The sequence below is a fragment of the Yoonia sp. SS1-5 genome, from assembly GCF_038443705.2.
GTDB lineage: Bacteria > Pseudomonadota > Alphaproteobacteria > Rhodobacterales > Rhodobacteraceae > Yoonia > Yoonia rhodophyticola.
On sequence record NZ_CP151767.2, the window covers coordinates 1,772,728 to 1,785,815 of the forward strand.

Sequence of the window (13,088 nt, forward strand, 5' to 3'; positions counted from 1 at the left end):
TGATTGACCCGATGGGGCAGAGCGTTCTGACTTCTCCTGAAAACAAGGTAGGTGCCGATATGAAGTCCCAGACACGGGTTGTTGTGATTGGTGGTGGCATTGCGGGCTGCTCAACTCTTTATCATCTCACGCAGGAAGGCTGGACCGATGTGGTGCTGGTCGAGCGCGATGAACTGACCTCGGGGACGACATGGCATTCGGCAGCCCAGGTCACGAATTTCGGGATGAACCAGACGATGGTCGGGCTGAAGACCCATTCGATCAACCTGTATAAGGAACTCGCCGCTGATCCCGACTACCCGATCAACTACCATCACGGGGATGGGGGCATTCGGCTGGCGAACACAGCCGCGCAAATGGATGGTTACCGGCATTTTGCATCAATGGCGCGCGGCATGGGGGTCACGTTCGAGGTCATAGATGCTGCTGAATGCGCAAACCGGCACCCACTGATTGCAACCGACAATCTGGTTGGGGGGCTGTGGGACGGCAATGACGGCGATATCGACCCTGCCCAGCTTTGTCAGGCGCTGGCACGCCGGGCACGCAAGGCGGGCGCCGAGGTTTATCGGCACACTGCCGTGACCGGCCTGACCCAGCACAAGGATCATAGCTGGACTGTGCATACAGCCAAAGGCGATATCACCTGCGAGATTGTGGTCAACGCCTGCGGCTACCGGGTGAACGAGGTAGGCGCGATGATGGGTGTTCACCATCCGGTCATGTCGATGGAGCACCAGTATTTCGTCACCGAGGATATTCCCGCGATCCGGGATGCGGGCCACCGGATGCCTCTGCTGCGGTGTCCGATCAGCGACTACTACTGCCGGCAGGAAAAGAACGGGCTGCTGGTTGGTTTCTATGAACAGGATTGCAAGACCTGGGGCATGGATGGCATCGACCCGCACTTTACCAATGCACTTTGCCCCGATGATCTGGACCGTGTCACGGATGTGCTGGAAGGTGCCTTTGCCCGCATGCCTGCCCTGACAGAGGTCGGCATTCATACAATCGTCAACGGCCCGATCACCTACACGATTGATGGCGCGCCACTTGTCGGGCCGATCCCGGGCAAGCGGAATGCGTTTTGCATTATCGGTCTGCGCGCGGGCCTGGGCGAAGGCGGCGGCCATGGCTGGCTTTTGGCCCAGCAGATTGTGCATGGCGAGGCGTGTTATGATACCTGGTGTCTCGATCCCCGCCGTTTTACCGGCCATGCCAATGTCGAATTGACGGCGCTGAAGGCCATCGAAGACTATCAAAATGAGTTTCGTTTCCATTTCCCGAATGAGCATCGGCCAGCCGGACGCATGGCCAAGACAACCCCGCTGACCCCTGTCCTTGCCGCAGAAGGCGCCGCGTTCACCACCGTCAATGGATGGGAACGGGCCGAGTTTTTCAAACCGGACCCCGATTTCGACGTCACACATGGTTTCCGGTTCGACGAAAGCTTTGACGTGGTCGCCGCCGAAGTCGCCGCTGTGCAGAATGCCGTTGGCCTGTGCGAGGTCAGCGGCTTCAACCGGTTCGAACTGACGGGCGCGGACGCCCCGGCATTTCTTGACCGGATGATTTGCGGGCGGCTGCCCCGCAAACCGGGACGCGTCGGACTTGCCTATTTGCTAAACGACCACGGCATGCTTAAAGCCGAGGCCACAATCGCCAATATCCCGGCCTCGGACAGGGGGCCTGCACGGATCTGGTATGGCTCGGCCGCTGCGGCAGAGTTTTATGACATGGACTGGCTGACACAGCATATCCGCGCTGGCGAAGACGTGCAGATCCGTTCGCTGACCAACGATATGACAACCCTGGTCCTGGCCGGGCCAAATGCCCGGGCCGTGATGCAGGCGGTCAGCCGCGCCGATTGGTCGGCGGCAGCCTTTCCATGGCTCAGCCTGCGCGAATGCTTTATCGGCATCGCCCCGGCCACGGTCATGTCGGTCAGCTATTCAGGTGAACTGGCCTATGAAATCCATGTGCCCAATGCGTCGCTTTATGCGGCCTACACCGCATTGCGGGCTGCAGGGGACGCGCATGGCCTGACCCTGTTCGGCGCACTTGCGGTCGAGTCGATGCGTCTGGAAAAAGGGTATCTGCATTGGAAAGCTGATATTTTGACAGAATTCGATCCGTTTCAGACCGGGCTTGCCCGTTTCGTCGACATGACAAAAGAGGATTTCATCGGCAAATCCGCGCTGGCCGCACGGCAAACGGATCAAGAGACCCCGCATCTGGTGTGCATGATTGTCGATAGCGACGCGGCTGCCGTGCCCGCAGGGGCATCAATGATGGCTGGCGATACCGTTATCGGGACGGTCACCTCTGGCGCGTGGGGTCACAGGATCAATAAGAACCTGGCGTTGGGGTTCGTGCAAACCCGGTACGCGCAGACCGGAACGCAGGTTGACATTGATCTGCTTGGGCAGCGTGTGCAGGCGCAGATCTGCGATATCTGCCAATATGATCCGGACATGCGCAATGTCCGACACTGACAAACCGCCATCCGCTGCCACACCGCGGCCCAAACGTCGCCGCGGGCGCAAGGCGCATGCCGCAGCCCCCACGGCCCGGCAGCCAGACTATCGCCAGTTGCGCCACCCTTTCCCGCAGCAAACCATGTTTTCGGAGGACGAGATCATGTCGATCCACAACACAGCCTTGCGTGTGTTGGAAGATTTGGGGATCAAAATCCTTCTGCCCGAGGCGCGTGATATCTTTGCGCAGGCGGGCGCGCGCGTGGACCACGAGGACATGGTCTTTATCGGCCGGGACATCGTGCAGGCGGCGTTGGACAGCGCACCCAAAGAATTCAGGCTCAGGGCGCCAAACCCGTTGCGCGAACAGGATTACCGGCTTGGGTCAATGATCTTCATGCCCGGCGTTGGTTGCCCGAACGTGAATGATGCAGAACGGGGCCGCCGGGCAGGGGATTGCAACAGCTTCACCGAAGCCATCAAACTATGCCAAAGCTATGATGTCATGCACACATTCGGGCCACTGACCGAACCACAGGACAGCCCGATCCACTTGCGCCACTACGAAACCATGCGCATTCAATTGGAATATGGCGACAAACCGATGTTTGCCTATGCCCGCGGGCGCAAGCAGGTGCAGCAGGGGTTTGACATGGTGCAGGAGGCCCTGAACCTGTCATCTGATGATTTCGCGGATGGTGTCTGGCTGACAACGGTGATCAACACCAATTCGCCCCGAATGCTGGACAAACCGATGGCACAAGGGCTGATCGACTTTGCCCGCGCCAAGCAGATGAGCATTGTCACCCCCTTCTGTCTGGCGGGGGCGATGGCCCCGATCACCCCGGCAGGCGCGCTGACCCTGCAACATGCCGAAGCCTTGATGGGCATCACCCTGACCCAACTGGCCCGCGCGGGCGCGCCGGTCAGCTATGGGGGGTTCAGCTCGAACGTGCATATGAAATCCGGGGCGCCCGCCTTTGGGACGCCTGATCACCTCAAGATGCAGTTGGGCGGGGGGCAATTGGCCAGGTTGATCAAGTTACCATGGCGCACGGCGTCAGGGGCAGCCTCGAACACGGCTGACATGCAAGCGGGGCTTGAGACGGTGATGGGGCTGTGGGGCGGGTCGCTGGCCCATGGCACCCTGCTGGTCCACACGGCAGGCTGGCTCGAAGGGGGGCTGACCTTTGGCTATGAGAAATTCATCAATGACATCGAAGGCCTGCAGATCTTCGCGGAACTCTGCACACGGCCGCGGGCAGACGCCGCCGAGATCGGCTTTGATGCGCTCAAGGATGTGCAACCGGGCGGTCATTTCTTTGCGACCCAGCATACGATGGACCGCTATGCGACCGCGTTTTATGATCCCATCGTCGCCGATCTGCGCAATTTCGGAAGCTGGCGCGACGCCGGCGCGCAAAGCTCTGCCCAGCGCGCAACGGCTGTCTGGAAAGAAAAGCTTGCCACATATACCCAACCGGCTGGCTGCGCAGAGGCGGCGGCGCGGCTGCAACCCTATGTCGCAAAAGCGACCGCTGCAGGTGGTGCGCCCCCTTTGGATTGACCCTAGGTCAGGATAAAAATTGATTTGAGCCTCAACTTGCGCAATGCTGCCATCCAGCGGGTGGGATATTGCCTCATTCCGCGAAATACGCGCATGCAGAGGGGCCAATTACGGTGAAGCTGAGCGAATTTCAAAGTGCCGATGCCGGCAGTTTTTCACGCGTTGCAGGCATCGCAATGGCAGGGGTGCTGACCGCAGCAATACGGCAGTATCCTGATTTTTCACGCGCCGATCTGGAATGGCTTTCCCAAGAGGTCGACCGCGGCTACCTGCGTTGGGCACCGCCATTCGACACCGACTTTTCTGCGTTTGACTGTGTGTTTCCCAATGACCTCGCCAATTTGTGGCAGGATCACTTTGTCCAATCGGATATGTCAGGCCGCTACCGGCTGCTGATCGACCTGTCCGATATCGAAGCGGTTTCGCGCATGCATGACATGCGCGACGTTCTGGATCTATTTGCCGATATTGACCCGTTCCAGCCCTTTGGTATCGGGGCGATACATATCGCGGTGCCGGGCAGCGCCAAATCTGTCGCCTGGCAATGGCCGCCCCGCATTGCCATGCCCGACAACGCCGTGTTGGACGCCCAGAGTGGCAGTTACGGGATGTTTGCGCGGGGGCTGGCAAAAGCGGTCAGCATGGACGATGCGGCAGATATCGCCATCCATACGGATGGATGGCCGATGCTACGCAATGGCAATCTCAAGATCTGGGCAACGGGTGACGCAGGATTTCGCCGCAGCACGCTGGACGGCGCGGCACGCATGGTCGCCAATACCGGTTGCGCCGTCGCCATTTGGCATAGCGACCTGCCCGAAATTCCGACCCTCGCGGACAACCTGACGCGCGAGCTGTGCCACGATCTGGCCCCGGATCTGGCGCTGACCTTCGCGCATCGCCAACTGCGGCAGGCTGGCCTGTGGCTGCCCCTTGTTCTGCTGGTTCCGGAATCCGGCTTTGCCCGACAAAACGAAAACGGGCGCATCAGCGCGCGATTCCGCGACCTTCTTGATGATCTTGAAAAACTCCCCACCGATATGCCACTGGGCGACGTCCCCGCCGGCATTTTCGAACATCTGCCCGGCGCAACGCCCCCGCGTAGCATTGGTGGTCTGCGTGTTCTGCTTCGATTTGCGCTGCGCAATCCCGAAGAGACGTTTCAGTATGAACGCGATGGCGCCTCTGCCTATGAAGGACTGCGCGAGAAAACGACTGCGCTGGCACGCGGTGACGCCGGGCAAGAGGATGCAGGCCCTGCGGATTTTTTCGCCCCATCCGACATTCCCGACGATTTTGGCATCGGCGAACCCGAGGCCATGCCATATTTTGAGCCCGAACCCGTGGCGAGCCCTGCCAGGGATTTTCTTCCGCCAAGTCCGTCCGCGCCCCCGGCAGCCCCGCAGGACGACCGCTTTATTGCGCGTGATCGCCCACCCGATGCGGCAGAAACCGACCGGTTTCTTGATGTTACCCTATTTCCCGATCATCTGGTTGCGGCAACCAGCCCCGCCCATCAGGTAGCGCAGGATGCGGTTCTTGATCCGCATTCGCCCTATACGCTTGAGGTTGCGATCCGTGCCAGACGTACCGGCATCAGCGCCGCGATGCCAATGGCCGCCGTTCTCAACCCCCGCCAGGATGTCGAACCCCTGACGGTTTGGGTGCGGGTCGAAACCTCCACGCCCGACCTGTTCGACTTTTCCAGCCAGTTGCGCCGGATCACCTGGCTTGCCAACGCAGATAGCGACAGCGCCCTGATCCACCTGAGCACACGCGAGGCAAGCATGGGTCGCGAAGGCAAGCTGGAAGTGCGCCTGTTATCGGATAGTCTGGAACTGCTGGCGCTGGTTGAATTGCGCGGGATCAAAATCCGCGAACCCAGCACGCTGGAACTGCAAACACCCCTCGGCGCCCCAACCCGGCTTGACCCGGCCCTGATCGGACAACCGCGTACGCTGAACCTGCATTTCCGCCCCGATGCCAATGGCTATACCATGGATGCGATCTGGCGCCGGGACGGCAAGACGCTGGAAGGTGTTCCGCTGGGACGCACTGTGCTGATGGAAGAACTGCAATCCCTGAACGCCGATATCCGGGCCTACTGGGCCAAGGCGGCGCTGGGCGTTCTGGAAAACAGGGAAAGCGCCACCGAACAGACCCTTCAACGGATGCTGGATCAGGTCACGATTTACGGCGAACGGGCGTGGCGGGTGCTGTTTGGCACCCAATCGCCAGACCACGGGGACACGGCCGCCGCCTTGGGCGGAATGCTGGCAGATGCGGTTGATAGCCCGGATCAGCTGATCCAGATCACCTATAAATCCGGCGCGCAGGGATTTGTATTTCCATGGGCACTGCTGCGCCCGCCCCGCAAAAGGGGCGAGGCCGCTGATTGGTCTGCACTTTGGGGCCTCAAGCATCGGGTTGAACAGATCATGGGTGTCAAACAGCCCGACGGCCTGGCAACCAGCCCTGTCAGTGTTGCAACCGCGCAAGACCCCAATTTTGCGCAGACAGGCCCGCATTTCGACACGCTTGCAAAGATCGCACAGCAACACGGCGTTGCGCTGAACGCACCTTTCGACAGTGTCGATGCGCTGAAAGAGGCACTGAACGCCGCCACGCCTGCGCATCTTTTCTACTTCTTCTGCCACGGCTACACGCCGTCGCCTGCGCATCTGCCCCGCGACGTGGAAAAGGCGTTCAAGGCGTCCGATGACTATGCCTTTCTGGGCCTGGGCGAACGGCCCGATATGGCGGCGATCTCGTTCGGGGGCGGGCGCATCACCGAACATGAACTGGCGGCATTGCACGCCTTTGACGTGCCGCGCCCTGTCTTCTTTCTGAATATGTGCCAATCCGCCGAGGCCGCACCGGGGCGCAGCGACGGTCTGTTGCTGCGCCTTCTTGACCGGGGGGCCGCCGCGGTGATCGGCACCGAATGCGAGATGACAGCCACATTTGCCAGCGCCTTTGGCGAACACGTCCTCGACGCTATTCTGGGCGGCGAGGATCTGGGCAGCGCCATGCTATCCGCCCGCCGATATTTCCAGAAATCCGGCAACCCGCTTGGGCTTGCCTACAGCCTTTATGGCCAGGCCGAGACACGCGTCGGCCCACCCAAGTCACCCCCACCCGATATTTTCCAAGGAGACATGCATGAGCATTGAAGAAAAGACCGTCGAGACGGCCCAAAACTACGCTGATCGCAGCGAGGAAGACCTGCTGATGCTGCTGGCCCGGCAGGAGGTTGTCATCAAGTCCGACCCGGCAAAGGCCGAGGACCCCACACTTGACCCCAGTTATGAAAGTGCGGGGATGCCAGCCGAAGCCCTGCGTGCCATCGGCAAGAAGATCATGCGCCGCTGGAACCAATCCCTGTTTGAACTGATTTGCAAGCAAAAGGACGACAAGAACCGCCAGAAACTGATCGAGGCTGCGGGCATCGGTGAGACCGCGTTGATCGGGGCCGTGGCGTCTGTTTTGCTGACTTTGACCTCACCTGCCATCGCGGCGGCGGCAGCTGCAATCATCGTCAAGCATTTCCTTGTACCAGCTGGCGGCGTTGTCTGTGATGCATGGGAAGAGGCAATTGCACTTGATGGTTGAACATTGATGCGATTTTTTTTGCCAAGCCCATCTTTTTTGGGGCAGTATAGTTCTATTGAAAACAAACTGTTGACCATTTGGCGATGACCACAATCTGTCCCGGTGATATTATTGCGCGTGCGGACGCATTGGACGAGTGTGTCAAGCTGGGCGACTATGCGGGGTTTCACACGGAACTTCTGGACTTGTGCAAAGACGCGTCAGAAGAGCTGAAACAGAAGCAATTCAAGTTCGAAGCGCTTGTGCTGCACGGTGAATTTACCCAGCTCAAGACCAAAAGCAGGACCCGGATGATCTCGGAAGATGATTTCGGCATGCAGACCCGGCGCATTCTGTTCCAGGGGCTGGAACTTAAGGAAGAAGTTGTCGCGGCCTATCATTCCAAGGCGCCGCAATGAACGACCAAACCGTTCACGCCCGGATGGCCGACCTGATGGAACGGCTCGATGATGACACACAGGCCGGGCTGCCCGAATTGCAGGAACTGGTGCGCGACTATACCAGCAGCAGCCAACTGAAGGCCCGCACCATCATGCTGGCCGCCGACATCGAAAAGGCCCGGCGGATCGGCAGCGATCAATCCTTTCAAAGCGAAGTGCTGGAACTGGCCCAGGAAGCCGCCGCAGAACTGCAAGAGGTTGAGCCCGACAGGCTGGCATCCCGCCTTGCCCGGCGGCAAGAGGCCCGCAAATCGCTTGCAGGGCGGCAGATTGATGACCGTCTGGTGGTCGAGGCAAAGGGCCTTGGCAAACGCTTCAAGGAATTCCACCTCGACAATGTCGACCTGTCATTGCGTCTGGGGCGGATCACCGGCGTGGTGGGCGAGAACGCAAACGGGAAGACCACGCTGTTTCGCCTTTTGGTGGGCCAGCTGAAACATGACGAAGGCACCCTGGCTTATCCGGAATTCGGCTCTCCCGATCCGGACAAGGTCAAATGGGCCGAGGTGCGCAACAATATCGCCTATGTCCCCCAGACCCTGACCCCATGGCACGGATCGCTGGAAGAAAACCTGCGCTTTGCCGCCGCGTCGCATGGGATTCTGGGTGCGGAAAACGACAATGAGTTCCGCTATATCACCGAGCGGCTTGGACTGACTGAATATCTGGGCCGTGATTGGTCCGAGATTTCGGGGGGCTATCAGCTGCGGTTCGAGTTGGCGCGCGCGTTAATCTGGCATCCCAAGCTGCTGGCGCTGGACGAACCGCTGGCAAATCTCGACTTCAAGGCCCAGCTGACGCTGCTGCGCGACATTCAGGCCCTTGCCCGGTCCTACACCTCGCCCATCGCGGTTGTCATCAGCTCGCAGCACCTGCACGAGGTCGAGGCCGTTGCCGACGATATCCTGTTCCTGCGTCGGGGCGACGTTGTCTATAACGGGCGGCTGTCGCTTATCGGGGACAACCGCACATCCAACACGTTCGAAATCAACTGCGATGCAAGCGTCGCCCAAATCAAGGCCATTCTTGCCGACCAACCCGTTCAGCGGGTGTATTTCAACGGCCTGTCGATTGTGATCGAAAGCGGTCTGGCGCTTGATGCAACGGGTCTGCTCAGCCACCTGACCGACGCTGGTGTCGCCCTCAGCTATTTCCGCGACCTGTCGAAATCGGTCAAGCAACTGTTTGACCAGACGGTGATTGCCCCGTGAAAATGGGCCAGATCATCCGGGCGCCGCTATGGCTTCTGGACCGGCTCAATCCGCTGGCGGCCGGGTCGCAATGGATGCTGCGCAATGCGCCCACATTCTGGCGGGCATCGGTTCTGAAGATGGTCTGGTATCTGCTGCTGGCGCATGTGGGTTTGACGCTGTTTGGGATGATCGTCGCACGAAACATTACGACAATTCCGATCCACACCGAACTTATGGTGTTTCGGGCATGGGTCTGGCCCATTGCCGCCTTGGTCGCCATCGGCTGGATGAGCACGATCTGGACCACCCCCCTAATCGACCAGCGTCCGCGCAAGAAACTGATCACGGTTGCGATTTACACCGCCTTTTTCTACGGGCTGACAACGCTGACAAACGCGTATTTCATGCCCGTTTCAGGCGCGATCACCAAACTTTACGACGGGGACAATCTGGCCAGCGACCAGCGCGCGCTGAACCAGGGCCTGGCCGAGATCTGTGGCGAGATCAATCCAAAGCAATACGGGCTTATCGCAACGGTAAACCGGCTCTATGTGGGCGATCCACATCTGGACGACATGCGCTGGATCATTGAGACGCTGAAATCCAACGCACCCCCATATTGCGGCGGGGATCGTTCGCTGAGCTTCGATTTGCGCTACTATGAAGTCAGCGATGTCGATGGGTTCGTCGACGCGTTGGCCAATCCGGATTGGGGGGGCTATTGGGTCCAAGAGCTTTTTGGCCCAGCGGGCAGCGCCGCCCTGACACGATTTGACAGTATCAGTTTCCATATGAATATGCAGGGCCGTCTTGATGCGGCCGCAGCGGCAACAGCGATATCATCACAGCAAGGGTCACTTCGGATCCTGCACGGGCTTCTACAGCCGACTGCATTGCTTGTCTCATTCATCATGGCCTTGATCCTGTTTTCCACCGAAAATTCTACCGGGACATTTCGCAGGTTCTGGAGCCGGGCCATCAGCTTTCTGCGCCTGCGCTGGTTATCTTGGTTGGGGGGGCCGTTTCGGGCCATCGACAGGGTGCTTCTGGCGAATGCCCCGCGCCTTTGGCTGGCCCGCTACCACGTGGCTATCCCGCTTTCGGCACTGGTGCTGTGCTTTGGTTTTTTTGCCTTTGAGTTGTCTGAAATTGCCTATCAATACGCCGACCAGAACTTTGGCCACTGGCTGAGCACGGATGTTTTCGGGATCGCCTATGCAACCGTATTTTGCGTATCGCTGGTTGTTATCGGCCTCATTCTGCTGCGCTCGCAATCGCGTTTCATGGCAATCGACCGAACATCGCCCGGGGCGGCGGCGCGTGCGTTCACGGCACTTTTTGGGCCACCATTTGTTGCGGTATCAATACTGTTTGCCATCGGGGCCCTGCGCGATGACGACGGTCTGCTGATCGTCACCCTGTCAGGGATTATTCTGGCCTTTGTGGCGGCCGCACTGACATGGGGCCTGTGCTTTGCCGGCATGTGGGACACGTTGAAAGGGTTTGGTGCAGCGCTTATCGTCAGCAATCTCTTCGCTGCGATCTTGATCATTCTGAACCCGTCAGACGCGCTGTTGAAGGGCGTGTTTCATGCCTTTGTGATCGTCATGATCCTGCTTGTCATTCGCTGGCCCCGCTGGCTGGGCAGGCTGTTATCGTCGACAGTTGTGGTGATATTTGTGACGCTGATGGCCGGTTTTGTCCCTTTTATCACCGCCGCAACCGCAGCGGTCTACCTTGAGGGGACCGTCAATGACGATCTGTTTTTCGCAATATCGGTTCTGGGATTTGCCCCGCTGATCCTGCTGCTGTTACCCACGTTGAACCAGATGCAGCGGCGCTGGATCGAACCACAGGATAGCTGACAGATGCACCAGGCTTTGGAAGAAATGCGCGATTTGATCGCAGATGGCGCAAGCCAGGATGCGATTGATGCCTTGCTGCCCTTTCTGGCCAGTCAGATGGGGCCAGCGGCTGAACCGCGCACCCTGCGCCGGTTCAAGGCCTTCCGTGACGAGGCATTGTTGCACGCATCTGGGCTGGCCCGCCTGCCCGCGCGGCGGCGCAAGGGCATTGATGATCCTGACAGGCTGGACCGCGAGGAAATGCGCTTGACCGGGGCGGTGACCGAACTGATCAGCGATATCGACGACGCGTTGCGCAGCGCAAAGGCCGCCGTTCCTGCAGCCCCGCCCCCCATGGCGGATGATCTTGCCAGTGCGGTCCCTGAAAAGGTCATCGGGCGCGGAAATCTGCAAGGGCTGGCCTGGCTGTTGCAAGGTGCAAAGGCGGGCGCGCCTGTCTGCCGGGTCATGACGCCAACGGCCATCGGCACCGGCTTTCTTGTGGCGGGTGGGCTGGTTGTGACCAACAATCATGTGGTCCCCGACGCGATGATGGCCGCGCAGGCAACCGTCGAATTCAACTACGAACGTGACGAGGCCGGCCAACTCAAGCAATCGGTCATCTACAAGATCAGGGCAGATGGCTTTTACACACTTCCGGGTTCGCTGGATTGTACGGTGATGCAAATTGACGCACCGGCCGACGATTTGGCCCAATGGGGCCATTTGTCAATTGATCCGCAAAGCGCGCCCGCCATCGGCGATCCGGTGGCAATCATCCAGCATCCCAATGGCGGGGAAAAGCAGGTGGCCGTCACCGCGAACGAGGTCGTGGCCGTGCAGGATGGCAGGTTGGCCTATCTGACCGACACGCTGGGCGGATCCAGCGGCGCACCGGTTTTCAACGAACGCTGGCGGGTCGTCGCCCTGCACCGGGCAGGCGGTGCCTTGGTCGACGGGCCGGATGGGCGGCATATGCGCGCAAATGAGGGCGTCATGTTCAGCCGCCTGCTGCAGGATGACGGCCTGCGTGACGCCCTTGGCCTGTCGTGAGCGGTCGCCGGAAAAATCGCGCGTGGGTTGATTCGAGACATCCGTGACAGGTGGCATTCAAAGCAAGCGGCTGATGGGCGCCGTAGGCGGCAGTGGCAAGCTGAAATATCCAGCGAGACACCAGCAATTCGACCACCCGCCCCAATAAACCCCAAAGTCCCATTGACCCATAATTGGTGATCTGCTTTCCTCGACGTCAGGGGTTTTTATTTTTTATGTTTCGGTTTTTTTCCTTATTGGCCATTTTTGGAACGATCACGGCGGCTGTGCTTGTATTTGCGTTGTCGCGCAGTGTGTTGCCGGCTTGCGGTGTAATCGCGCAATGGTTCAATGCAACGGCCAGCTATTGCCCGGAACAAGACGTTACCCGCGCCGAAACCATTGATGATCTTGATCAGCGGCGGGCCGACCTGCTGGCGCGTATCGCAGACCTGGAAGGCCGGATCGCGGCACAGCATTGTCCGGTTCCCGTCCCACAGGACGAGGCGGTGCTCGACCCTGACGAGCCGGAACAAATTGACGAAGAACGGTTTGCCGAACGTGATGTGACCCTGCTGGAAGGCTGCTGGCAGCTGGAACAGACGCTGACCGTTGAGGATATCCAGACCGGCGCGCTGACCATCTTTGATGATTGGCAAATGTGCTTTGATGCAAATGGTCAGGGCCAGCAGATCATGCGGTCAAATAACGGGATCATTTGCGAGGGTGGTGTGCCCGGCCAATTTGACGATGGCGGCCAGCTTTTGATTGCAGAGCCCGGCAATCTGCAATGCTCGGACGGCAGCTTTATTTATCGGCGCGATATCAGCTGCGGGATCGGCGCGGATGGCTACCTGTCCTGCACCGCCCGGCAGCCAGAGATCAACCGCCAAAACGATCCGTTTCGGATGCGGCCTGAATAG

9 protein-coding genes are annotated in these 13,088 nt (G+C 59.5%); all 9 read left to right on the forward strand.

The features are described from left to right. Window positions 1-59: 59 nt before the first annotated feature. Window positions 60-2,495 (forward strand): FAD-dependent oxidoreductase, encoded by a 2,436-nt coding sequence (locus AABB31_RS10320; RefSeq protein ID WP_342078230.1) that lies wholly within the window; start codon window positions 60-62, stop codon window positions 2,493-2,495. Continuing rightward, complete coding sequence (locus AABB31_RS10325) at window positions 2,482-4,044, forward strand: trimethylamine methyltransferase family protein (protein ID WP_342078229.1); 1,563 nt, start codon at window positions 2,482-2,484, stop codon at window positions 4,042-4,044. The genes AABB31_RS10320 and AABB31_RS10325 overlap by 14 nt, the downstream gene beginning before the upstream one ends. 113 nt (window positions 4,045-4,157) lie before the next feature. Next, a complete protein-coding gene (locus AABB31_RS10330; RefSeq protein ID WP_342078228.1) occupies window positions 4,158-7,217 on the forward strand; it encodes a hypothetical protein in 3,060 nt (1,019 codons plus the stop codon). Further along, the gene (locus tag AABB31_RS10335) at window positions 7,207-7,656 is read left to right on the forward strand and encodes a hypothetical protein (RefSeq protein ID WP_342078227.1); all 450 of its coding nucleotides are present in this window, start codon (window positions 7,207-7,209) and stop codon (window positions 7,654-7,656) included. Before AABB31_RS10330 ends, AABB31_RS10335 begins: the two co-directional genes overlap by 11 nt. A gap of 83 nt (window positions 7,657-7,739) precedes the next feature. Beyond that, window positions 7,740-8,054: a hypothetical protein gene (locus AABB31_RS10340; protein ID WP_342078226.1), complete on the forward strand. Its 315-nt coding sequence runs from the start codon at window positions 7,740-7,742 to the stop codon at window positions 8,052-8,054. Then, window positions 8,051-9,307 carry an ATP-binding cassette domain-containing protein gene (locus AABB31_RS10345; RefSeq protein ID WP_373635717.1) on the forward strand — a complete coding sequence of 419 codons (1,257 nt, stop codon included), beginning with the start codon at window positions 8,051-8,053 and terminating at the stop codon, window positions 9,305-9,307. The genes AABB31_RS10340 and AABB31_RS10345 overlap by 4 nt, the downstream gene beginning before the upstream one ends. A gap of 2 nt (window positions 9,308-9,309) precedes the next feature. Continuing rightward, window positions 9,310-11,154 (forward strand): hypothetical protein, encoded by a 1,845-nt coding sequence (locus AABB31_RS10350; protein ID WP_373635718.1) that lies wholly within the window; start codon window positions 9,310-9,312, stop codon window positions 11,152-11,154. Between the two features lie 24 nt (window positions 11,155-11,178). Then, window positions 11,179-12,186: a trypsin-like peptidase domain-containing protein gene (locus tag AABB31_RS10355; protein ID WP_373635719.1), complete on the forward strand. Its 1,008-nt coding sequence runs from the start codon at window positions 11,179-11,181 to the stop codon at window positions 12,184-12,186. Window positions 12,187-12,401: 215 nt separating this feature from the next. Then, complete coding sequence (locus tag AABB31_RS10360) at window positions 12,402-13,088, forward strand: hypothetical protein (RefSeq protein ID WP_342078218.1); 687 nt, start codon at window positions 12,402-12,404, stop codon at window positions 13,086-13,088.